At 38.6% G+C, this 23,261-nt stretch carries 19 protein-coding genes; 11 read left to right on the top strand and 8 right to left on the bottom strand.

Going from position 1 to position 23,261, the window contains the following annotated elements; genetic code table 11:
- The first annotated feature begins 351 nt into the window (after window positions 1–351).
- Entirely contained in the window at window positions 352–2,145 is a 1,794-nt protein-coding gene (locus MHH37_RS13875) for a carbon starvation protein A (protein WP_087615887.1), read from the top strand.
- A 35-nt stretch (window positions 2,146–2,180) separates the two neighbouring features.
- Here the strand turns inward: MHH37_RS13875 and MHH37_RS13870 are convergent, their stop codons facing one another.
- Window positions 2,181–2,744 carry a GNAT family N-acetyltransferase gene (locus MHH37_RS13870; protein WP_065215590.1) on the bottom strand — a complete coding sequence of 188 codons (564 nt, stop codon included), beginning with the start codon at window positions 2,742–2,744 and terminating at the stop codon, window positions 2,181–2,183.
- A 206-nt stretch (window positions 2,745–2,950) separates the two neighbouring features.
- Between MHH37_RS13870 and MHH37_RS13865 the strand changes: the two genes are divergently transcribed.
- Genes MHH37_RS13865 through MHH37_RS13855 form a run of 3 tightly spaced genes read left to right on the top strand, consistent with a single transcriptional unit; the run spans window position 2,951 to window position 5,461 of the window.
- Window positions 2,951–3,727 carry an ABC transporter ATP-binding protein gene (locus tag MHH37_RS13865; protein WP_342573547.1) on the top strand — a complete coding sequence of 259 codons (777 nt, stop codon included), beginning with the start codon at window positions 2,951–2,953 and terminating at the stop codon, window positions 3,725–3,727.
- Window positions 3,728–3,738: 11 nt separating this feature from the next.
- Window positions 3,739–4,680 (top strand): ABC transporter substrate-binding protein, encoded by a 942-nt coding sequence (locus MHH37_RS13860; protein WP_340798889.1) that lies wholly within the window; start codon window positions 3,739–3,741, stop codon window positions 4,678–4,680.
- Window positions 4,681–4,699: 19 nt separating this feature from the next.
- The gene (locus MHH37_RS13855; protein ID WP_342573546.1) at window positions 4,700–5,461 is read left to right on the top strand and encodes an ABC transporter permease; all 762 of its coding nucleotides are present in this window, start codon (window positions 4,700–4,702) and stop codon (window positions 5,459–5,461) included.
- 15 nt (window positions 5,462–5,476) lie between these two features.
- On the opposite strand, the gene MHH37_RS13850 is transcribed toward MHH37_RS13855, so the two are convergent.
- Entirely contained in the window at window positions 5,477–5,905 is a 429-nt protein-coding gene (locus MHH37_RS13850) for a helix-turn-helix domain-containing protein (RefSeq protein WP_008405144.1), read from the bottom strand.
- Between the two features lie 161 nt (window positions 5,906–6,066).
- Between MHH37_RS13850 and MHH37_RS13845 the strand changes: the two genes are divergently transcribed.
- The 3 genes from MHH37_RS13845 (at window position 6,067) to MHH37_RS13835 (ending at window position 10,999) form a co-directional block, all read left to right on the top strand.
- Entirely contained in the window at window positions 6,067–6,582 is a 516-nt protein-coding gene (locus MHH37_RS13845; RefSeq protein ID WP_342573545.1) for a DUF4242 domain-containing protein, read from the top strand.
- A gap of 20 nt (window positions 6,583–6,602) precedes the next feature.
- The gene (locus MHH37_RS13840) at window positions 6,603–7,646 is read left to right on the top strand and encodes an acyl-CoA dehydrogenase family protein (protein WP_342573544.1); all 1,044 of its coding nucleotides are present in this window, start codon (window positions 6,603–6,605) and stop codon (window positions 7,644–7,646) included.
- Between the two features lie 173 nt (window positions 7,647–7,819).
- Entirely contained in the window at window positions 7,820–10,999 is a 3,180-nt protein-coding gene (locus MHH37_RS13835; protein WP_342573543.1) for a DEAD/DEAH box helicase, read from the top strand.
- 42 nt (window positions 11,000–11,041) lie between these two features.
- Here the strand turns inward: MHH37_RS13835 and MHH37_RS13830 are convergent, their stop codons facing one another.
- Window positions 11,042–11,491 carry a universal stress protein gene (locus tag MHH37_RS13830; RefSeq protein ID WP_342573542.1) on the bottom strand — a complete coding sequence of 150 codons (450 nt, stop codon included), beginning with the start codon at window positions 11,489–11,491 and terminating at the stop codon, window positions 11,042–11,044.
- A 107-nt stretch (window positions 11,492–11,598) separates the two neighbouring features.
- Window positions 11,599–12,189, bottom strand: coding sequence for a biotin transporter BioY (locus tag MHH37_RS13825; RefSeq protein WP_008405151.1), 591 nt, complete (start codon window positions 12,187–12,189; stop codon window positions 11,599–11,601).
- A 180-nt stretch (window positions 12,190–12,369) separates the two neighbouring features.
- Here MHH37_RS13825 and MHH37_RS13820 point away from each other — a divergent pair, with 180 nt between their 5' ends.
- Window positions 12,370–13,833, top strand: coding sequence for a YdiU family protein (locus MHH37_RS13820; protein ID WP_342573541.1), 1,464 nt, complete (start codon window positions 12,370–12,372; stop codon window positions 13,831–13,833).
- A 63-nt stretch (window positions 13,834–13,896) separates the two neighbouring features.
- Here the strand turns inward: MHH37_RS13820 and MHH37_RS13815 are convergent, their stop codons facing one another.
- The 4 genes from MHH37_RS13815 to proC all read right to left on the bottom strand — a co-directional run bounded on the left by MHH37_RS13815 (window position 13,897) and on the right by proC (window position 18,592).
- Window positions 13,897–14,943 (bottom strand): LLM class flavin-dependent oxidoreductase, encoded by a 1,047-nt coding sequence (locus MHH37_RS13815; RefSeq protein ID WP_342573540.1) that lies wholly within the window; start codon window positions 14,941–14,943, stop codon window positions 13,897–13,899.
- A gap of 215 nt (window positions 14,944–15,158) precedes the next feature.
- The gene (gene nspC, locus MHH37_RS13810; RefSeq protein ID WP_173364541.1) at window positions 15,159–16,319 is read right to left on the bottom strand and encodes a carboxynorspermidine decarboxylase; all 1,161 of its coding nucleotides are present in this window, start codon (window positions 16,317–16,319) and stop codon (window positions 15,159–15,161) included.
- 32 nt (window positions 16,320–16,351) lie between these two features.
- A complete protein-coding gene (locus tag MHH37_RS13805) occupies window positions 16,352–17,581 on the bottom strand; it encodes a saccharopine dehydrogenase family protein (protein ID WP_008405160.1) in 1,230 nt (409 codons plus the stop codon).
- A 201-nt stretch (window positions 17,582–17,782) separates the two neighbouring features.
- The gene (gene proC / locus MHH37_RS13800) at window positions 17,783–18,592 is read right to left on the bottom strand and encodes a pyrroline-5-carboxylate reductase (protein ID WP_342573539.1); all 810 of its coding nucleotides are present in this window, start codon (window positions 18,590–18,592) and stop codon (window positions 17,783–17,785) included.
- A gap of 313 nt (window positions 18,593–18,905) precedes the next feature.
- On the opposite strand from proC, the gene MHH37_RS13795 reads away from it, so the two are divergent.
- From MHH37_RS13795 to clpX, 3 genes are all read left to right on the top strand, one after another.
- On the top strand, window positions 18,906–19,895 hold the full coding sequence (locus tag MHH37_RS13795; protein ID WP_342573538.1) for a DUF3196 family protein: 990 nt from the start codon (window positions 18,906–18,908) through the stop codon (window positions 19,893–19,895).
- 109 nt (window positions 19,896–20,004) lie between these two features.
- Window positions 20,005–21,294, top strand: a complete 1,290-nt coding sequence (tig, locus tag MHH37_RS13790) for a trigger factor (RefSeq protein WP_008405167.1) — start codon at window positions 20,005–20,007, stop codon at window positions 21,292–21,294.
- A gap of 533 nt (window positions 21,295–21,827) precedes the next feature.
- Window positions 21,828–23,099: an ATP-dependent protease ATP-binding subunit ClpX gene (clpX, locus tag MHH37_RS13785; protein ID WP_008405169.1), complete on the top strand. Its 1,272-nt coding sequence runs from the start codon at window positions 21,828–21,830 to the stop codon at window positions 23,097–23,099.
- Window positions 23,100–23,261 lie beyond the last annotated feature (162 nt).

Genomic DNA, 23,261 nt, shown 5'->3' with positions numbered 1-23,261 from the left:
GTGAAAATTTTTTAGCTTATTGCTAAGCTTACTAGTTAAATTCCCATCTCTCGTTATATTAAACATAAATTATATTTCATTTATATTACAAAAAAATGATGTAAAGTTATTAGAATCTGAAGAAGAGGTTCATCATAAAATAGAAGTATTTCAAATGACATAGGCATGTAAATCAATGTAAGGGTGTTTTATTTCAACTATTTCGATAATTTTTACAATTTCTGTAGTTTGGTATGGTAAAATAGCTATTATGCATAATTTTCAGTTAATTTTAAAAATTGTAATATAACAGTTATGGAATTTGTTATTGTTGTATTACAACATAAGAGAGATACATAGGGGGAAAGTTAAATGAATGCGATCACATTAGTAATTGGGGCAATCTGTATTTTAGTAATTGCCTACCGTTTTTACGGAATTTTCTTTACAAAGAAAGTTTTAAAGATTAACGAAGATACACCTACACCTGCAAATGAAAAAAATGACGGGCAAGATTACGTGCCAACAAATCGTTGGGTAGCTTTTGGACATCACTTTGCAGCCATTGCCGCAGCAGGACCGCTAGTTGGACCAATTTTAGCCGCGCAATTCGGTTATTTACCGGGTTATCTTTGGTTATTAATTGGTGCTGTTATTGGGGGCGCCGTACACGATGCAGTTGTATTATTTGCTTCGATGACAAAAGGCGGGAAGTCATTATCAGAAGTTATGCGTGAAGAGCTTGGGCCTGTCGCTGGTTTTTGTACAGGATTAGCGATGCTGTTCATCATTACAATTACAATGGCCGGTTTATCAATGGTTATTTTAGGAGCTTTAGCAGAAAACCCTTGGGGAACATTTGCAGTTGCTGCAACGATTCCGATTGCAATGCTCATGGGTCTTATCAATAAATTCACAGGAAACTTAAAGATTTCAACAATACTTGGGGTCATTCTTCTCGTTGGGGCCGTTTTTTACGGACCGTCTATTCAAGGTACATGGCTAGGAGATGTATTAACATTAGATCGTGAAACTTTATCGATTCTATTGCCGATTTATGCGTTCTTTGCAGCTGCATTGCCAGTTTGGTTCTTACTTGCACCACGTGATTATTTGAGCAGTTTCATGAAGATAGGGGTATTTATTGCTTTAATCATTGGGGTGTTTATTATTAACCCTACAATTCAATTCCCTGCGTTTATTCCTGACTTCCTAGGAGGCGGTCCGATCGTTGCAGGTCCTGTGTGGCCATTCGTTTCGATTACAATTGCATGTGGAGCTATTTCCGGTTTCCATGCATTTGTAGGGTCAGGTACTACGCCGAAAATGTTAAACCGTTGGGATGATATTCGCGTAGTTGGTTTTGGTGCTATGCTCGTAGAATGTGTCGTTGGGGTAATGGCACTGATCGCTGCAACTGTACTGCATCCGGCAGATTACTTTGCGATTAACTCATCACCTGAAGCATTCGCAAAATTGGGAATGACGGTTGTCGATTTACCGGTGCTGTCAGAAGCAATTGGTATGGATCTGGAGGGTCGTACTGGTGGTGCAGTAACACTTGCAGTAGGTATGGCATCCATTTTCTCTGGGGTAGAATGGTTTAGCCATTTAACCTCTTATTTCTATCAATTTGTTATTATGTTTGAAGCTGTATTTATTTTAACTGCAATTGACGCAGGTACACGTACAGCTCGTTACTTAATTCAAGACTTTTTAGGAAATGTTTATAAGCCGCTTAAAAAGACGGATTGGCTCCCAGGCGCAATTGGGGCAAGTGCATTGGCCTGTATCATGTGGGGATACTTATTAAATTCAGGGGATATTGCTTCTGTATGGGCATTATTCGGTGTGTCCAACCAGTTAATGGCCTCCATTGGTCTAGTATGCGGTGTAACATTCGTATTAAAAGTAGCGGATAAGCGTATTTATGCTTTAACTTGCTTTATTCCGTTAGTATATTTATATATTACGGTAAACGTAGCAGGATTCTGGATGGTGAAAAATGTTTACTGGAACGATATGGCTGGTGGCTACAATATTTTAAACGGTATTTTATCGATTATTATGCTGACACTAGGATTGATCATTGTTATTACATCAGTCATAAAATGGCGTGAACTATGGGCACATCCACGTTTTACAAAACAAGCTACTGCTAACTAAAACAATTAAAAAAGAACGGAAAATTAGAGTAACCTCTAAATTTTCCGTTCTTTTTGTGTTGAGTATAAATAATTTAAAAAATCGTCCTTAAAAACAGCGTTTAAAATACACGGTTGCTTTTGCCTTTTTTCCAGCAGCAAATGTTCTTCAGGAAATTGCTGTTCGACATTTAAAGATATGAAAGGAAGTTTTTCCTGCGCTTTTTGAGAACGCAAATTGACTGTACGTGCACCGGCAAATACTACTTCAAGATGTAAATATTCAAATGCTATTTTCAAAAGTTCAATTTTGGAGGCCAGATTATAGCCTTGGCCCCAATAATCCACTGCAATCCAGCTTCCGATATGGCATTGTTTATTGGACTGATCGATAAACATCAATGTCGTAATTCCGATCAATTGGTCCTCTTCATTCAAAATTAAACGGGAAATAGTTTTCCCTTCTGATTCCTCCATTAGAGTATTAATAATAAAGTTTTCCGTATCTTCCACAGATTGTGTCGGAAGTCCGAGTGCATTCTTTACTTCGGGCGCCTGCGATAAACGATGAATTTCTGGTGCATAACGAAGTGCTTGTGGAATTAATGTTACTTTTTTCATTCATATAACCTCACTTTCCGATGAAACGTGCCAAACCTGCGTATGGAACATTGTTTCATTTTACATTATATTCAAAAAATATCCGATTATTTTTTAGAAAATAAAAATAAATTAAAAAATAAGGTTGTTTTATTTAAGTAAGTATAATAATATAACTCATATAATATAAAACCAAGTTGAATAATCGGTATTGGGGTGAAAACTAGTTGTCGACAGTTAAGATTGAAATTAAAGAAGTTTCAAAGTCGTATGGAGAACAAGGTCCGACAGTTTTAAAAGATGTTTCTTTTAATATAAATCATGGTGAAGTCATTGCCATTCTTGGGAAAAGCGGTTGTGGTAAAAGTACATTGTTAAATTGTATCGGTGGCTTTGAAACGATTGATCAAGGACAAATCATGCTTGATGGGACTGCCGTTACAAAACCTAGTAAGCGCTGTATTATGCTTATGCAAAATTACGGGCTGTTGCCATGGCGCTCTGTTCGAAAAAATGTGGAGCTCGGTATTGAAAATTCGAATTTACCGACTGCTGACATTACAAAAAGAGCGGCCCATTATTTACAGATGGTCGGTTTGGAAGACCGTGCTAATGCATTGCCTAGCGAACTTTCAGGTGGTATGCAGCAACGAGTCGCAATTGCCCGTGCGCTAGCCATTCAACCGGAAGTTATTTTAATGGATGAACCGTTTGGAGCGCTTGATACATTTACACGCTATTATTTACAGGATGAATTAAAACAAATTCAGCAACGCGAGAAAATGACAATTGTATTAGTAACCCACGATATTGATGAAGCAATTTATTTAGCAGATCGCATCCTTATTATGAAGCCTAATCCAGGTGAAATTCATAAAGAAGTTGTGCTGAAGTTGCCAAAGGACCGCAATCGTGCTGATGCAGATTTTCAACATTACCGCGAAATCATTTTTAATGAATTCCAATTTACTCATGATAAAGCAGCAATTGAATTTAACATTTAGGAGGATAGTAGATGAAAAAAGTAGCGTTAATGATAACACTGCTGTTCGTCGTATTGTTGACGGCGTGCGGGACGAACGAAACAGGAAGTACTGCAGGTGACGGGGAAAAGCCAACGATTAAAATCGGGTATTTACCGATTACGCACGCGGTTCCGTTATATATGCAAAATGATGAAAAATATGAAGATTATAATTTAGAGCTCGTGAAATTCGGTTCTTGGCCTGAGCTGATGGATGCACTGAATACTGGTGCAATTGATGGGGCATCTGTATTAATCCAATTAGCGATGAATGCAAAGGAAAAAGGCATTGACCTAAAAGCAGTCGCACTTGGTCATCGTGATGGCAATGTATTAATTGGAGGTAAGGATATAAATTCCGTGGAAGAACTGAAAGGGAAATCTTTTGCAATTCCAAGCCGGTTTTCAACACACAATATTTTGTTGTATGAAATGCTGAAAAAGCATGGCATTGCTTACGATGAAGTGGATGTTATCGAATTGCCTCCAGCGGAAATGCCTGCTGCTTTAGCGGAAGGGCGTATTGCTGGTTATGTAGTAGCGGAGCCGTTTGGTGCGATTTCTGTTGCATTGGAAAACGGAAAAGTGCTTTATCAGTCAGAAGAAATTTGGCAAGATTCAATTGATTGCGGCTTAGTATTGCGCGGTCAGTTTATTAAAGATAATAAAGAATTGGCAGGGAAATTTGTCGATGACTATGTAGCAGGCGGAGAGCTAGCACAAGGGAAAGACGATCATATGCATGAAATCGTTGGGCAATATTTAACAGTTGAAAAAAATGTATTGGATATTTCATTAGATTGGATTTCCTACGATAATTTACGCATTGAACAAGACAGCTATACAATTTTACGTGATGCATTACTGGAGATGGGATTATCCGAAAACCCCCCTTCCTATGAAGATTTTGTTGATGCTAGCTTTGTAAATTAGTAGAGGACGGAGGGATATTATGGCAATAGTGAAGAAATTGTCCCCGATTGCACTCGGCTTTCTATTATTACTTGTCGTATGGCAAGCTGCAATCATGATAGGTGGGCACCAGTCGGCACTTTTCCCTCCGCCTTTAAAAGTGGGGGAAGCATTACTGGCGATCATTTCCGATGGTTCGCTGTTTGGACATATACAAATTAGTTTATTTCGATTTTTCACAGGTTACCTGATCGCTGTCGTTGTAGCAATTTTGTTAGGGCTTATTTTAGGAAGGTTACCGGCTGTCTGGAAAGTGCTCGACCCGGTAGTTCAAGTATTGCGGCCGGTTTCGCCGATTGCGTGGTCACCGTTTATCGTTCTATGGTTCGGCATTGGCAATATGCCGGCGATCGTTATTATTTTTATCGCTGCATTTTTCCCGGTGTTATTGTCAACGGTATCCGCGGTAAAAAAAGTTGATAAAACGTATTTACGAATCGCATCAAATTTTGAAATGAGCACTTTTAAGACAATGCGGAAAATTATATTGCCGGCATCATTTCCAATGATCGCCAATGGGCTGCATATGGCATTAGGTTCAGCGTGGATTTTCCTCGTCGCTGGGGAAATGGTCGGGGCGCAATCGGGTTTAGGATTTTTAATTGTCGATGCACGAAATTCCTTAAGTCTAGATTTAGTTATGGCATGCATTGTTGTAATTGGGGTACTTGGTCTTTTACTCGACAAAGGCATTCATTATTTTGAAAGTTGGGTAAACCGCATTTGGGGAGGGGCCAAATAAAACTGCCTAATGAGTTTAGACAGTTTTTAATGGCCGTATATGAATCGTGTCGACGCGTTTGCCTGTTTCAGTAGAATAATAACCGACTTCTACACGCTGTTCATCAGGCCCGACGATTTCTTTATAACAGGTTTCCAGATGATCAGCACCCCATATAATCATGGAGTTGAATACATGCTCAAGGGCTGTCCCTTTTTCGGTTAATGTATAACGGTAGCGTGGGGGATGGGCGGAATATAGCTCACTTTGAACGATCTGTGCTTCTTCCAATTCTTTTAACCTGTTTGACAGAATATTCGCTGATAAACCTGGTAGCTTGAGCTTAATATCATTAAAGTTGGTTTCGCCGATAAGCAGTTCATGAATAATGAGAAGCGTCCAACGATCTCCCAAAATATTTAATGTTTGTGCAATGTTACAGGGTAAGTCATAACGTGTTTTCATGTTTTCGCCTCCTTGATACAAGTATAAACATTAATTTTATTCAATGCGAGTTAATTTTTTTAACCTATAGGAACTATTGAAATGGGTATTCATAGTGCGCTCTAAAGAACGCCTATTTGAATATAGAATAATTTAACATTTACTATTAGGAGGAAAATACAATGAGTTTATATTTAGTAGAATCAACAATTAATGAGGTTTCTTCAAAAGAAGCATTTTCGGAATTAGTCGAAAAAGTGCATGGTACAGAAGGTGTTGGAGTTATCGAAGTACAAGTGGCGAAAGACTTTTCACGTGGTTATTTCATTATTGAAGCAGCAGATGAGGAAGCAGCAAAAACAGCGTTACAAACACAAGGTGTTGCAATTGATCTAGTAAAGGAAGTCCGTTTAATCGGTAAAGAACTTGATGAAGTAAAAGCGGGCGGCGAGCAAGTAAACTACTTAGTAGAATGGGAAATTCCTGCAGAAATTACGATGGAAAAATATTTAGAGCGTAAAAAGAAAAATTCGGTAAAATACGAAGAAGTTCCAGATGTAAAATTCTCTCGTACGTATGTATGTGAAGATATGACAAAATGTTTATGTTTCTATGATGCACCAGACGAAGCGGCTGTAAAACGTGCACGAGAGGCAGTACAAACACCGATCACATCATTAACGGAATTGGCAGACTAAAAGGAAAGGATGCGGGGACAATGGCATTGAACAAAGAATTGTTAGAACGAATCATCGATGAAAAACTGAAGCCCGTAGTGAAGAAGGTCGATGAGCAGGCACATTATGCAGAAGATTATATTTTAGCGCTAAGTGAGGCTGGTTTCTTCCAATCGGCAAATAAGGAGCAATCGACGCTATTACAGGATGAGGCAGCAGTTGTTCGTGAAACGTCAAAGGTTTGTATGACAACAGCGTTTTGTGTTTGGTGCCATTTAGCCGCATTAACTTATTTACGTAATAGTGACAATAAGTATTTAAAGCAAACGATATTACCGGAACTGGAAAGCGGCGTAAAGCTTGGTGCAACAGGATTATCAAATGCGATGAAGTACTATTCCGGATTAGAAAAACTCCATCTGAAGGCAGAAGAGACAGAAGAAGGCTATGTCATTAATGGAACGTTGCCAGCTGTATCCAACTTGGGGAACCGTCATTATTTTGGTGCAGTTGCGACAGTCGACAGTCGTGAAGTTTTGGTGCTTGTACCAACTGATATCGAAGGTCTTGAAATGAACGAACGACTTGGTTTCCTTGGAGTGAATGGCAGCGCGACATATTCATGTAAATTTGATCATGTCGTAATTTCGAAAGACTTTGTCATTTCCGAGGATGCAAAAGAATTTTGCGATATTATTCGCCCTACGTTTATTTATTATCAAGTTCCGCTTGGTGCAGGTGTAATTGCCGCAGCAGTTGAAGGTATTGAAAAAGTAAAGGCTAAGCAAAACGGCTGTAATGATTACTTAAAAGTACAGGCAACCGAACTGCGCGATCAATATGAAAGAATTAATGCAGAGTTGAACAACTTGGCAGGCAATTTGACACTGAAGGGAATTGTAAACATACGTCTCCAAGCTGTGAACGATACATTAGCTGCAGTACAGGCGAATATGATTCACAATGGAGCAGCCGGCTATGTTGCGGGAAGTGTTCCATCCCGCAAATTGCGTGAAGCATACTTCTTTGCCAACTTGACGCCAACAGTCCGACATCTGGAAAAAATTAAATCATCTTTTGCTTGAGTTTAAAAGGGGGCTAACCAATTAGCCCCCTTTTCATATATTTCTCCTTTAATCTCAACACCACTTCTCACCTCATATCGTTAAGTCTTTTTCAATTTTTTCATATTCGCTTCAAGCTAGTAATTCAATGGGTGACATGAGAAAATGGATTAAATAGAAAAAGGGGGAGCGGCATGGATATAAAAATTTCAGAAAAACAAATAAAAAATCTATGCGGAACCGTTTCTTTTAAAAAAGGACAAACTTTTTACCAAACAGGGAAAGTTAATTTCCTGCAATATACAGATGTGTATGGAGAAGCGGTTGTAAACAGTACGGAACAATTCGTTGTCCGGGTAGAAAAAGAGGGAACAGGCCAATTTAAAACATCTTGCAGCTGTCCGACATTGGGTAATTTCAGTAAAAGCTGTCAACATGTTGCGGCAGTTCTTATCGCTATTTTTAATAAAAATAAAGCTCAATCGATGCAAGTTGATGAGAACGCTGGAAATTTAATTTCTGAAAACAGCTTTCTTTCTATTTTTAAACAGGAGACAATACAAACAACAAGACAGCAAAGTCATTTTGAAAAACGGGAAATATTAGAAGTGCAGTTTTTATTAACGCCTGTTCAACTTTCAGAACAAGACCCGTTTTTTAGTATACAACTCCAGATCAATGGAGAACAGATTTTATCAATTCGCGAATTTTTATCACATATAAAAAATAAAAAGTCATATCGGATATCTCAAAATATCACCTATAATTTTGAACAGTTCTGCTTTGAGGAACAGCATGATGCCATTTTACAGCTCCTAATTAAAATTGTTGAAGATGATACACTTTATAGTGACACGCCTGTACAAAATCAGGAGCAGCATCTGCTGATCATTCCACCCTCATCTTGGTTTCTTCTAGCTACATTGATATCGAATACGGAAAATGTTTCGTTATTGTATCAAAATGAAAGCTATAGCGATGTAAAGCTACAAACACAACCTACAGCTCTTCGTTTTTTCATTGAAGCAAAGGGAAAAGATTATCAGGTTTATATAGAAGGAATTAAACGAGTTTTCTTGCTTCCTAATTACCGGGTAGTGCTATTTGATGGAGAAATGACGCAAATGAGTGACGATAGTATGAAGCAGCTTTTCGAGTTAAAGCAAATGCTTCAGCAACAATCCTTATTAACGATTGAGCATTCACACTGGGATTACTTCCAGGAACAGGTGATACCTAAATTGAAAAAAATAGGTATTGTTGAAATGGCTCCAGAGCTTTCAGCAAAACAGATGGAAACGCCATTAGTCGCAAACATTTATTTAGACCGTGTGAAAAACCGCTTCCTTGCAGGGGTGGAATTTCAATACGGGCAATTTGTCATTCAACCATTGGATGATCAGCTTTCTGACGAAGTGTTCATCTTCCGTGATATCGAAAAGGAAGCGGCGGTTTTAGCGTTGATGGATGGAAGCGGTTTTACGAAAACGGATGGCGGCTACTATATGCAAAATGAAGAGCTTGAATACGAGTTTTTATATCACCAGCTTCCGAAGCTCACAAAACTGGCTAACATTTATGCCACAAATTCTGTCAAACTGCGGATAGCGAAAGAAAATAACTTTCCGAAAATCCGGGTGAACGTTCAAAAGGAACGGACAAATTGGCTTGAATTTAAATTTGAAATGGATGGGGTTACGAATAAGCAAATTAAAGAAATTTTAGCGGCCATCAAAGTGAAGCAAAAATATTATCGTTTGCAAGATGGGGCATTGCTTTCGCTGGAGACTAAGGAAATTGAAGAAATTCAGCGCTTTCTTAGAGCAATTCCGGCTCAGGATGATGAATATGAATTAACGTTTAATATGCCAATATTGGATAGTCTACCTTTTTTGGAGCAGTTTGAACAAAGTGAAATATTTGAAGCGGAAGAATCGTTTAAACAGTTTACAGGGCAGTTATTACATCCTGAAACATTGACATTTGAAGTTCCGGAAAGCCTGGAACCGATTCTTCGGGATTACCAGAAACATGGTTTTAACTGGTTGAAATTGCTTTCGAATTATGGATTCGGTGGTGTGCTTGCAGATGATATGGGACTTGGTAAAACAGTACAAAGTATTGCTTTTATCGTATCTGAATTGTCGATCATCCGTGCAAACAAACAACCGGTTTTGATCGTCTGTCCATCGTCGCTTTCATACAATTGGCTGTATGAGTTCATGCAATTTGCACCTGAAGTCGAAGCAATTGTCATTGACGGGGAAGTGTCGGAACGGCGTAATTTGCTTCGTACAATGGAAGAACATGATGTTATCATTACGACCTATCCGTTATTACGTAAAGATAGTGCATTTTATGAACGTCAGCATTTCCATACGGTATTTTTTGATGAAGCGCAGGCATTTAAAAATCCGGTTACACAGACGGCTAGAACAGTAAAAAGAATCAGTGCGACAAATCGCTTTGGTTTAACAGGAACACCGATTGAAAACTCATTATCGGAATTATGGTCGATATACCGTGTCATCTTTCCGCAGCTGTTCCGCGAGCTAGAGGAGTTCCGCTATATGCAGCGGAAAGATATTGCACGCAGAGTACGGCCGTTTCTCCTTCGCCGAATGAAAGAACATGTACTGGGAGAATTGCCTCAAAAAGAGGAAATGATTGAAAAAGCCGAACTGTTACCGGAGCAAAAAGCGTTATATGCAGCCTATTTGGCAAAACTGCGTGTCGATACAATGAAGCATCTGGATAAAGAAACATTCCATAAAAACCGGATTCGTATTTTGGCCGGAATTACGAGACTGCGTCAAATCTGCTGTCATCCGGCACTGTTTGTCGAAGGGTATAAAGGGAGTTCCGCCAAGTTTGAACAGCTGTTCCGACTATTGGAACAATCGAAGGTATCTGGCCGCCGGGTATTAATATTTTCACAGTTTACGCAAATGCTGAAAATGATTGCGACAGAACTTTCCAAGCGCGGGGAACAATATTTTTATCTTGATGGACAAACCCCTTCAGAAGAGCGTATTGCGCTATGCAACTCTTTTAATGATGGCGAGCGTGATATGTTTTTAATTTCTTTGAAAGCAGGCGGCACAGGACTGAATTTAACAGGGGCAGATACCGTCATTTTATATGATTTATGGTGGAATCCGGCAGTAGAGGAACAAGCGGCCGACCGTGCCCATCGTATGGGGCAAAAGGAAGTTGTACAAGTGATTAAACTCATTGCAAATGGTACAATCGAGGAAAAAATGAGTGAACTTCAGCAGAAGAAGAAAATGCTTATTTCGGATATATTGGACGGCGATGAATCGTCGAAGGGAACGTTAACCGAACAGGATATCCGGGAAATTTTAATGATTTAAAAAAGGTTATGAGGACCATTTTGTGCTCCTCATAACCTTTTTTTATTTAACGGGTGTTCGCACAATTAAAACATCGCATGTTGCATGCCGAACGATTGCTTCCGTAGTGGAGCCCATGAGCATCTGCTCGACCGCATTCGAGCCGGTTGCACCACAAATGATAATATCTGCGGGTGCATGCTCTGAAAGCTTTCTTGCTAAGATTGTTTTGGGCGTGCCTTTTGTTAAAATCTTATTGATGGCAGGAATGCCTGCTTCTTTTGCTTCCAATTCATAGCGGTCCAGTAAAACTTCGCCATGTTTGCGAACCAATTCAACCATATTATCATAAAGCATATCAAAAGATGTGGAGAAGCTCGTATCGATTACATGGATAATATGTAAAGTCGAGCCGATATTTCGTTTTGCTATATCAATCGATTTTTTAAAAGCGAGTTCGCTTATTTCTGAACCATCTACTGCAACAACAATATTTTGATAATGATTTGCCATATGAAATTCCTCCTTCATCTATTGAATAAAGTATATCAAATATATGAATCTCGGTATAATGATGACGCCGAGAACATGAGATGAGGAATTCTACTACAATCAACCATTTATTTAATAGGTAGGATTTTCAGGATTTTTTGAATACGATATGCAAAGAATCCTGCGAAAATTGAAAGAATAATATCTTTTGGCATTGGCGGAATCATCCAAAGCCATGCCATTTTAAACGTAAAACCTTCTGGAGCGGATGCCCATAATGTATAGGCAAAATACATCCATGTTGTTCCTATAATATAGTTAACCGCCATTGCTATAAGTGCACCAATAATATAGGCAAGTCGTGTTTGAAACTTTTCGGCAATTTTACCGGCAATATATGCACTTATAATAAATGTTACGATGAAGCCGAAAGTCGGAAGTAGAATCGCCGAAAATCCGCCTGTGAATTTAGAGAACACCGGTGCCCCTGCAAGACCGATAAACATATAAACTGCACAAGCGATGGCTCCTTTTTTAGATCCAAGCACTAAACCTGCTAGTATGGCAAAAAATGCCTGTAATGTTATCGGTACACCACCGACCGTTAGAAAAGGTACAAATGATGTAATATTTGCTCCGATCATAATAAGTGTTGCAAAAAGTGCACTGTAAATTAAATCGATTGTTTTAAAGCTTTGTGTTTTGTGAACAGTCTCCATACATTACTCCCCTTGTTGTTAACTTCTATATTATTTTGGTTAACATAAATATAAATTGAGTTTTGTTTTGTGTCAACTTTTATTTTTAATAGGTTAACATACTAACCGGGCGTAATTTTGGTTAACTTTTATAAAAAAGTTTATAATAAATGCATCTTTGAAAGGAATGAGGCGAAAACAATGACAGATAAAAAGCAGAATTTTGGTTTTCGTTTTAATAACAGTTACTTGGAGTTGCCGCAAACTTTTTATTCCCATGTAACAGCTAATGAAGTGACATCACCTTCAATCGTCATCTTCAATCGTACATTAGCTGAGCAGCTCGGGTTAGATGCTCGGGAATTAAAAGAGCATGGTGCCGCTATTTTGGCAGGACAAGAAATGCCTGATGGCGCAGCGCAAATTGCACAGGCCTATGCAGGACATCAATTCGGGCATTTTAATATGTTAGGTGATGGAAGAGCGTTATTAATCGGAGAACATCTCACGGAAAATGGGAAACGATTTGATCTTCAGTTGAAAGGATCGGGTCTTACACCGTATTCTCGTGGAGGCGATGGACGTGCTGCGCTTGGTCCAATGTTACGCGAATTTATCATCAGTGAGGCAATGCATGCACTTTCAATACCAACAACACGTAGTTTAGCTGTTACGGCAACTGGCGATATCATCTATCGTGAAACAGCTTTGGAAGGCGCTGTTCTAACACGGGTTGCTGCAAGTCACTTACGTGTCGGGACGTTTCAGTATGCGGCTGCATTTGGAGAGGCGGACGACTTAAAAGCTTTGGCTGATTATGCAATTGAGCGCCATTATCCTGAGCTGATGCAATCAGAAAACCGCTATCTTGCCCTGCTCGAAGCGGTAATTGATAGACAAGCTTCCCTTATTGCGAAGTGGCAGAGTGTCGGCTTTATTCATGGTGTAATGAATACTGATAATATGACAATCAGTGGTGAAACAATTGATTACGGGCCATGTGCGTTTATGGATACGTATGACGTGGCAACTGTATTCAGTTCGATTGATCGTCAAGGGCGTTATGCCTACCGCAATCAGCCGCCGATCGCATCATGGAACTTAACGCGTTTCGCTGAAAGTCTGCTCCCGCTGCTTCATGAAAACGAAGAGGAAGCAGTTCAACTTGCACAAACTATTCTAGGTAAATTCCCTTCTATTTATGAAGCTTATTATTATAGTGAAATGCGGGAAAAATTAGGTCTACTTTCGATTGATGATCAGGATGAGAAGCTGATAGATGATCTGCTGAATTTAATGGAAGAACATGAAGCAGACTATACAAACACTTTTCGTACATTGTCGGAAGGTAAGCGACCGGATAATGATTTGTTCCAGTCAGACGCCTTTAAACAGTGGGAAAAAACATGGTTTGAACGGATTGAACAACAAGACACGACGATTGATGAAACAATGCAGGTAATGCAGTCCGTTAATCCGGCCTTTATTCCAAGAAATCATTTTGTGGAACATGCAATCGATCAGTTTGCAGAAGGCGACCCTTCAATGTTTGCTGAAATGCTCCAAGTACTGACAAGCCCGTTTACTGTGCCGGAGCAGTACAAAAAATATACTGAGCCACCGACAGACGAAGAACCACCGTTTGTAAGTTATTGTGGAACTTAAAAAATGAGCACGGTACAACAAAAAGTTGTTGCCGTGCTCGTTTTCACTAACTAAAGAAAACTTTTATGATTTCAGTTCAATGTGGTTTCTAACAATTGGAACGACTTCGGTAGCAAATAAGTTTATACTATTTTTTACAAGTTCAAATGGTTGACCGCCAATATCCGGCTGCGCCAAAAACCGGCTATGCCCGAAGAATTCATATTGTTTAATAATTTTTTCCGCAACCTCTTCAGGACTTCCAACGAATAATGCCATGTTCGGTCCGGTAATTTCGATGAATTGTTCAAAAGATAACTGGAAGCTGAAACTGCCGCGTTGCTGATTTACATACTGCCAATAGTTTTTATAGTAAGGGTAAAATTGCTCCAGTGCCTTTTCAGTTGTTTCAGCAATGAAAAGGTGACCGGTAACTCCAACATTTAATTTTTCAGGATGCTGCTGTCCGGATTTTCGGTAAAGATTCACTAATGGCTGGAACCGATCAAGGGGACCGCCTAATATTGCTAATGCCATCCCAACTCCGACACGTCCTGCTCGAACAGCACTTTCCGGTGTGCCGCCAACACCAACCCAAATAGGAATTTCCTGATTAAAGGGCCTAGGTGCTATTTCCGCATTATTTAAAGCTGGGCGGAATTGACCGCTCCATGTTACGCATTCCTGTGAATTTAATTGTTGAAGTAACAGTAAGTTTTCCTCAAATAATGCGTCATAATCATTTGTTGAATACCCGAAAAGCGGGAAAGATTCGATGAATGCACCACGACCTGCTAAAATTTCGGCTCGTCCGTTGCTTAGTAAATCAAGCGTTGCAAAATCTTCAAAAAGCCGAACAGGATCCACCGTACTTAAAACGGTTGTTGTGCTCGTCAGTTTAATATGTTTTGTCCGTTGAGAAATCGCAGACAAAACAACAGGCGGAGCAGATACGACATAATCAAGACGGTGATGCTCGCCGACACCGAACACATCCAGCCCTAAATTTTCAGTTAAGTCCGCCATCTGTAAAATTTCCTCTAATCGTTGCGAAGGAGAAGGGGCTTTTCCTGTTAAAGGATCAGTGCCAATATCAGCGAGGGTATAGATGCCGAATTCAAATTTCTTCATTTTTAATAGACTCCTTTAGTAAGTTACTAAAAGTAAGTTTATCATATACTCTGTGATATCTATATTAATTAGCTTGATGCAACAAGTCATTCAAAATAGTGGAAGTATACATTAATAATGTCGGAGCACTTCTAACGGTTACGGTACTCCTGAAAACAGAGAAACATCCATTTCCTCACTGGGAAATGGATGTTTTTGTTACCCTTTATTATTAATTAAGATAAACGGTTACGGTAGTCTTCGTATTGGAAAGTACGGATTACTTTCACACCATCTTGTTCATTGTAAGTGCAAATACTTGGTAAATTTACACCGTTGAACATATGCGTTTTTACCATTGTATAATGGGCCATATCCGTAAAGACGAGTTTGTCGCCTGCTTGTAGCGGCTCATCGAAAGAATAGTCTCCGATAATGTCGCCTGCTAAGCAAGTCATCCCACCTAAACGATATGTGTAGGCTTTCTCGTTTGGCTGACCCGAACCAATAATATGCGCACGGTAAGGCATTTCAAGTGTATCCGGCATATGGCAAGTAGCTGAAGAGTCGACAATCGCAAGCTCCATACCGTTTTGTACGATATCAAGCACTGTTGCCACTAAATATCCTGTATTAAGCGCAATTGCTTCACCTGGCTCTAAAATCACTTTTACGCCATATGTTTCCTGAATGCGGTTGATTAAGCTGACTAATAGTTCGACATCATAACCTGGCTTCGTAATATGGTGTCCGCCGCCAAAGTTGATCCACTTCATTTGATGCAAGTATTCGCCATATTTCTCTTCAAAGTGTACTAAAATACGCTCCAAAACCTCGGCACCCTGCTCACACATTGCATGGAAGTGAATGCCTTCAACACCGTCAAGTTCATCCGGACGGAATGACTCCACCGGAATACCTAAACGCGAGTTAATATAGCATGGGTCATACAAAGGTGTTTCCACTTCTGAATATCCTGGATTTACACGTAAACCGATTGAAATATTTTTCTCGTGATTTAACACTTTGTCTTTGTATTTATTTAACTGATCAAATGAGTTAAATACAATATGGTCGACATAAGTTAAATATTCATCGATTTCATGCTCTGCATAAGCAGGAGCATACGCGTGTACTTCCTTGCCGAATTCTTCAAAGCCAAGACGTGCTTCAAATAGTGAAGAAGATGTAATCCCCGCTAAATAATTGCGCGCCATCGGGAATGTTGACCACATAGAAAACCCTTTAAGTGCAAGTAAAATATCACAATTCGTACGATCTTGTACGGATTTTAACAGTTTTAAATTGCGCTCAAGTAATCGCTCGTCCACTACGAAGGCGGGAGATGGTGCTTTTGACCAGTCAATGCCTGTTTCTTTTTCAAGAGCAGCTGCCATCACAGATTTTTTCGTGTTTTTAATTTCTGCCATTATGCTTTTTCTCCAGCAGAAGTGAATTCCAAGTCGATTAATTCAGGGTTTTCTGTTTCGTGCCATGGTAATCCCCATTTATTTAAAGCATCCATGAATGGGTCCGGATTGAAGTCTTCTACATTCCATACACCTGGTTTTTGCCATTCGCCGTTCATTACAAGCATAGCGCCGATCATTGCCGGTACACCAGTTGTGTAAGAAATCGCCTGTGAGCCAACTTCTCTGTAGCATTCTTGGTGATCACATACATTGTATACATAGTAAGTTTTTTCTTTACCGTCTTTCATACCGCGAACGATACAGCCGATGTTTGTTTTACCTTTTGTAAGTGGACCTAATGTAGCTGGGTCTGGTAAAACAGCTTTTAAAAACTGGATTGGCTGAATCATTTGTCCTTGGAATTCGATTGGCTCGATTGAAGTCATACCTACATTTTCAAGAACGTTTAAATGTGTTAAGTATTTTTCGCCAAACGTCATCCAGAAGCGGATTTGTTTTAAACCTTTAATGTTTTTCGCTAAAGATTCCAGTTCTTCATGGTATAGAAGGTAGCAATCTTTTTCACCGATTTCCGGTAAGTTATAAACTGTTTTATATTCTAAAGGCTCCGTTTCAACCCACTCGCCATCTTTCCAGAAACGACCGTTCGCAGTAATTTCGCGAATGTTGATTTCAGGGTTGAAGTTTGTTGCGAATGGAAGTCCGTGGTCTCCACCGTTTGCATCAACGATATCGATGTAATGAATTTCATCGAAATGATGCTTTTGTGCATGCGCTGTGAATACGCCTGTTACACCTGGGTCAAAACCTGAACCTAGAAGCGCAGTAATACCTGCTTCTTCAAAACGCTCTTTATACGCCCATTGCCATTTATATTCGAATTTAGCAGTATCTAAAGGCTCGTAGTTCGCTGTATCTACATAGTGAGTCTTCGTTGCCAAACATGCATCCATAATAGTTAAGTCTTGATATGGTAAAGCTACATTGATCACCACATCTGGATTAAATCCATTGATTAGGTCAATTAGTTCCTCAGTGTTATCCGCATCCACCTGTGCTGTGTGAATAATCGTTTTTCCACCATCTAATTTTTCTTTTAAAGCATCACATTTTGATTTTGTTCGACTTGCGATCATAATCTCTTCGAATACTTCTGAGTTTTGTACACATTTATGTACGACAACGCTAGCTACACCGCCAGCTCCAATAATCAATGCTTTACCCAATTTCTTGTCACGCTCCAAATCTATAATTTTTTGGTTTCATTTTTGAAACAAGATTGATTATATAGAATAGTACGGTAGTTAGCAATTATGTTCTCATATTTTTTTTGTAGAATTAAGAGAAAATAAAAACATAATCTATTATCATTACTTTATAAAAAAGAAAAAGCCCAGTGAGAAGTTATGTCCACTGGGCAGGCATTTCTATTTAACTGTTTGTTTTTGTAAAAATGTATCACGATTCGTTACTGCATCAACGGCTTCGTAGATTGTACTTTCAAAGTGATTAACTTGAAGGGAAGTGACACCTTGAATTGTCGTTCCTCCAGGTGAACATACTTGATCGATTAATGCCCATGGGTGAGAATCGGATTGTAATACCATTTGCGCACTGCCTAATACAGAGCTTGCCGCAATTTGAAGTGCCATATCTTTGGGCATCCCTTCACGAACTGCTGCACGGGCCAATGAGTCGATATAGAGGTAAGTAAAGGCAGGAGAAGCACAACCAATTGTTGTAAAGATTGAAAATAGGTTTTCAGGAAGCTCGACAATTGTTCCGACAGTAGCAAAAAGCTTCTCAATGATTGCTTTTTGACCTGCACTAGCTTTCTGAGTTGAATAACAACTTGTCGATGCCCCGATTGTTGCGTTAATATTCGGCATAACCCGGAAAATAGATGTTTCGTTTCCAAGTTCCTCATGTAAATAATCGAGTGATTTTCCGGCGGCGATTGAAATGACGATGTGTTTATTCGTTAGATGTTTTTTAATTGTAGGTAAAACATCTTCGAACATTTGAGGTTTTACAGCGATGACAATTACGTCTACTTGTTCCATTATCTGTTCAATTGTATCGGCTGCCTGAATGCCGTATTTATTTACAAGGTCTTCGGTTTTTTCACGACTCCGATTCATCCCGTATACATCGGCAGCATTAAATTGCTGGCTTGTAATCATGCCGTGAATAATCGCGCCAGCCATGTTTCCAAGTCCGATAAATCCAAATTTCATCTATAAATCCTTCTTTCAAATAATTTAATTATATCTTTTACGTAAAATGTACATAGCGCTTAGTATACCGCACTGGCCGTTCAATGCAAACAGAACGACTTTTTTCAAATACAAGATAACCTTCCTTTTGTTGCTATTAACAATAAATTAGGTTAATTACAATTAAGAACGGGAATATTGAGTGAAAAGGGTCACGATTTCAGATTAAATCATGCATTCATATAATTATTGTTGGAATGAATAAACAACGTTAAAATAAATGCAATGGACGAAGAGTGCAACTGCATTACTTTGTCGCCGATGGAGTGATTAAATGAAAGAAAATAAAAAAAATAAAGATCATGGAAAAGTAATTTTATTTCCGGGGATGATGGATCGTTTATTTAATGAAGCAAAATACTTGGCAGAAAATAACCAGTACAAAGAAGCAAATGAGCTATTTGAGCAAGCTTTGTTACTAGGTGAGGGAGATGAAGTGTCACTTAGTATATTTGCATACTCATTATATGAAGAAAAAAATTACGAACGAGCAAAACAAGTTTGTGAGGAATTGCTTGCGATAGGTCCAAACATGTACTTTGAAGTGATGGAACTGTACTTAACGACCTGCATGCAATTACGTCAATTTAAACAAGTTGAAAAAATCATTGAATCATTGTTTGACGAACAGTTAATCCCTGAATATGAAGCGGAAAAATTCGAACGCTTAAAAAATTTGAATGCCCATATTGCGGAAAACCAGGAATCCCATTTTCAAGCAACAATTATTGAAGATAACGAACCTGAAGAATTTACGGCAACAGAATTTTCTGTAATGTCAGCACAACAGCAAATGATGCTGATTCATGAACTTACGGAAAAGAATATCCGTCCCTATTCCGGTGAATTGAAAGCACTCATTGAAAACGAAACAATCCAACCCTTTATAAAAAGCTTACTGCTCATTCTGCTTGTTGAACAGGAAATCAATATGACAGTCACTGTAACAAAACTAGGTCAGTCCAAAGAATTAAACCCGGTGAATTTTCCGTTGCCGACGAAGCTGCCTCAATATACGGAAATTACGGGATTTATAACGGAACAACTGGCACAGGAGCCGTCTACTTTAGAGTTTGCTTTACACTTAATCGACAAACATGCAATCGTACTTTACCCGTTTGAATGGGCCGGATATTCCAGTGAAGAAGTTGCTGCAGGCTATATTTATTATGTGAAATTAATGTTCGGTGAAGAGAGAGAAATGAATGGTGGAATAGTTACTTTTTTACAAAACATAGAAAAAATGTCGGATTTGCAAGAGTAGTGAAAAAAGTTGAAACATTGAGCATCTATGTTATACTAAAATGGTTGTCAAACAATATATATGACGAGTTTGTTTATTCAAACGAATGTTAACTTTGGAGGTAATATATATGTCAGTAAAATGGGAAAAACAAGAAGGTAACGAAGGTTTATTAACGGTTACTGTAGAAGCTGCAGAAGTTGATAAAGCTTTAGACCAAGCTTTCAAAAAAGTAGTAAAACAAATTAACGTACCAGGTTTCCGTAAAGGAAAAATGCCTCGTAACGTATTTGAAAAAATGTACGGTGTAGAAGCTCTATACCAAGATGCTCTAGAAATCGTTATCAATTCTTCATACCCAGTTGCTTTAGACGAAGCTGGTATTGAGCCAGTTGACTACCCAGAAATCGCGGGTACTGAGAATTTCGCTAAAGGTACTGACTTCACATACACTGCAACAGTAACTGTGAAACCAGAACCAAAATTAGGTGAATATAAAGGTTTAGAAGTAACAAAACAATCTGCTGAAGTAACAGACGAAGAAGTTCAATCTTTAATCGACGCTCAATTAGCTAAAAAAGCTGAATTAGAAATTAAAGAAGATGAAGCAATCGTTGAAGGCGACACAGCTGTAATCGATTTTGAAGGTTTTGTTGGTGAAGAAGCATTCGAAGGCGGTAAAGGTGAAGACTACGCATTAGAAATCGGTTCTGGTTCTTTCATTCCAGGTTTCGAAGAGCAATTAGTAGGTGCTAAAACTGGTGAAACGAAAGATGTAGTAGTTACTTTCCCAGAAGAATACCATGCTGCTGAATTAGCTGGCAAAGAAGCGAAATTCGTTGTAACAGTTAAAGAAGTTAAAACAAAAGTATTACCAGACTTAACGGATGAGTTCGCTAAAGAAATCGATCCAGAAGTTGAAACTGTAGAAGCATTACGCACTAAATTAAAAGAAACTACTTTAGCTAACAAAGAAGCAGATGTAGAAGCTTCTTTACGCGACGAGTTAGTTGAAAAAGCGGCTGCTAATGCAGAAGTTGAAATTCCACAAGGAATGATCAACACTGAAGTTGACCGCATGGTTCAAGAGTTCGGCCAACGTTTACAAATGCAAGGTATGAACTTAGACCTTTACTACCAATTCTCAGGTCAAAACGAAGAAGCATTACGCACTCAAATGGCTGAAGAAGCTGTAAACCGTGTACGTGTATCTTTAGTTTTAGAAGCAATTGGTCAAGCTGAAAACATTGAAGTATCTGAAGAAGATATCAATACAGAAGTAGAAAAAATGGCTGCTCAATTCGGTATGTCAAACGATCAAATTTTAACTGCTTTAGGTGGAACTCAAGTTCTTGAGAACGATATCCGCACTCAAAAAACAGTTGAATTCCTAGTTGAAAACGCTAAAATTTCTAACTAATTATTTGTTTTGAATAATCGATTTGAATTCAATCCTGTACTGATTCATGACCATGGTGAAGCATGAATCAGTGCCGACAAGTACCGGTTTACTCCTGGGCTACCGTCTAACATAAAGATAAAACTAGTACGGATTGAGTAAAATGAGATTTTGACAAGGTACGGTATTCCCGTGCCTTGTTTTCTACCTTTGAATACATACATATAATAGTTGGTTCATTTGAATATTTAATGATAAAAAGTTACAATATAAAGTGAAACTTAAATCAGTGGGGGTTCTTTATCTCCCACTGATTGTTAGTTGAACCAATCGGGCTTTTACGGGTAGTTGATTTCCCGCCTTTCCTTTTCGCTGTACTTTAGTCGAAAGGCGGGTGTCTTACTACCCGTTAATGCGGGATAATTTCATTAACTATTGAACAGCCAGCAAAGTTTAATAGGACATAAAATAAGCTAGTAACAACGCGCAATCAATTTATTTGATAAAACAATTAGAATCTTGTAAGATTGTTGCTTGAATAGGGGTGAACCAAATTGTTTAAATTTAATGATGAAAAAGGCAATTTAAAATGCTCTTTTTGTGGTAAACCACAAGAACAAGTTCGTAAACTGGTTGCAGGACCAGGCGTATATATTTGTGATGAGTGTATCGAACTATGCTCGGAGATCGTAGTGGAAGAGTTAGGGATCGAAGAGGAAATCGAGTTCAATGAAATTCCAAAACCTAAAGAGATTTTAAATATTTTAGGTGAATATGTAATCGGACAAGAACGTGCAAAAAAAGCATTGGCAGTTGCTGTATATAATCACTATAAACGTATTAATTCGAATTCAAAAATTGACGATGTTGAATTGTCGAAATCGAATATCGTATTAATTGGACCAACTGGTAGCGGTAAAACTTTACTTGCTCAAACGTTGGCGCGTATTTTAAATGTACCATTCGCAATTGCTGACGCGACAAGCTTAACTGAAGCAGGTTATGTTGGTGAGGACGTTGAAAATATCCTTTTAAAGCTAATCCAGGCTGCAGATTATGATATAGAACGTGCAGAAAAGGGTATCATTTATATTGATGAGATTGACAAGGTTGCTCGTAAATCTGAAAATCCTTCAATTACACGTGACGTATCAGGCGAAGGTGTACAACAAGCATTACTGAAAATTTTAGAAGGTACAGTTGCAAGTGTTCCCCCACAAGGCGGACGTAAGCATCCACACCAGGAGTTCCTTCAAATCGATACATCGAATATCCTGTTTATCGTAGGTGGAGCATTTGATGGAATCGAAACAATTATTAAACGTCGTCAAGGCGAAAAAGTAATTGGCTTTGCTTCAACACAAAATAAAGGAATCGATGAAGATGCTTCAATCATGTCACAGTTAATTCCTGAAGACTTGTTGAAATTCGGTTTAATTCCTGAATTTATCGGACGTTTACCGGTATTGGCTACATTAGAGCAGTTAAATGTAGATGCATTAGTACAAATTTTAACTGAGCCTAAAAACGCTTTAGCAAAACAATACCAAAAAATGTTGGAGCTTGATGATGTTGAACTGGAATTTGAAGACGATGCACTTGTCGAAATTGCTAAATTAGCAATTGAACGCAAAACTGGTGCCCGTGGTCTACGTTCAATCATTGAAGCGACAATGCTTGATGTAATGTTTGAATTGCCTTCACGTGAAGATATTAAAAAATGTATCATCACAGCTGAAACAATTCGTGACAAAGCAGATCCAAAGTTAATTTTGGATGATGGTTCTGAATTGAAAAAAGACGACAACAAAAAAACTTCAGCTTAATTATTAGCTGAATGAATTCCAACTATGTAGCTGACTTAGACTTCTCAAGCAAGTCCAAAGTCAGCTTTTTCTTACAAAAAGCATATACATAAGGTTTCGGATATTTAGCCGGATGTCTCAGGTTTTGAAGCGTTAAAAATGGTTTTCTCCAGTATTTTGAGT

Origin of the sequence: Solibacillus sp. FSL K6-1781, from assembly GCF_038630735.1 — a bacterium.
Classification (GTDB): Bacteria; Bacillota; Bacilli; order Bacillales_A; family Planococcaceae; genus Solibacillus; species Solibacillus silvestris.
Note: the sequence above shows the minus strand (reverse complement) of the source record. Positions and strands in the feature narration are given on the sequence as shown.

Bases quoted from the DNA above. Each gene is read 5' to 3' on its own strand.
- MHH37_RS13875 (WP_087615887.1), top strand. From the start codon at position 352: ATGAATGCGATCACATTAGTAATTGGGGCAATCTGTATTTTAGTAATT.
- MHH37_RS13870 (WP_065215590.1), bottom strand. From the start codon at position 2,744: ATGAAAAAAGTAACATTAATTCCACAAGCACTTCGTTATGCACCAGAA.
- MHH37_RS13860 (WP_340798889.1), top strand. From the start codon at position 3,739: ATGAAAAAAGTAGCGTTAATGATAACACTGCTGTTCGTCGTATTGTTG.
- MHH37_RS13855 (WP_342573546.1), top strand. From the start codon at position 4,700: ATGGCAATAGTGAAGAAATTGTCCCCGATTGCACTCGGCTTTCTATTA.
- MHH37_RS13850 (WP_008405144.1), bottom strand. From the start codon at position 5,905: ATGAAAACACGTTATGACTTACCCTGTAACATTGCACAAACATTAAAT.
- MHH37_RS13845 (WP_342573545.1), top strand. From the start codon at position 6,067: ATGAGTTTATATTTAGTAGAATCAACAATTAATGAGGTTTCTTCAAAA.
- MHH37_RS13840 (WP_342573544.1), top strand. From the start codon at position 6,603: ATGGCATTGAACAAAGAATTGTTAGAACGAATCATCGATGAAAAACTG.
- MHH37_RS13835 (WP_342573543.1), top strand. From the start codon at position 7,820: ATGGATATAAAAATTTCAGAAAAACAAATAAAAAATCTATGCGGAACC.
- MHH37_RS13830 (WP_342573542.1), bottom strand. From the start codon at position 11,491: ATGGCAAATCATTATCAAAATATTGTTGTTGCAGTAGATGGTTCAGAA.
- MHH37_RS13825 (WP_008405151.1), bottom strand. From the start codon at position 12,189: ATGGAGACTGTTCACAAAACACAAAGCTTTAAAACAATCGATTTAATT.
- MHH37_RS13820 (WP_342573541.1), top strand. From the start codon at position 12,370: ATGACAGATAAAAAGCAGAATTTTGGTTTTCGTTTTAATAACAGTTAC.
- MHH37_RS13815 (WP_342573540.1), bottom strand. From the start codon at position 14,943: ATGAAGAAATTTGAATTCGGCATCTATACCCTCGCTGATATTGGCACT.
- nspC (WP_173364541.1), bottom strand. From the start codon at position 16,319: ATGGCAGCTGCTCTTGAAAAAGAAACAGGCATTGACTGGTCAAAAGCA.
- proC (WP_342573539.1), bottom strand. From the start codon at position 18,592: ATGAAATTTGGATTTATCGGACTTGGAAACATGGCTGGCGCGATTATT.
- MHH37_RS13795 (WP_342573538.1), top strand. From the start codon at position 18,906: ATGAAAGAAAATAAAAAAAATAAAGATCATGGAAAAGTAATTTTATTT.
- tig (WP_008405167.1), top strand. From the start codon at position 20,005: ATGTCAGTAAAATGGGAAAAACAAGAAGGTAACGAAGGTTTATTAACG.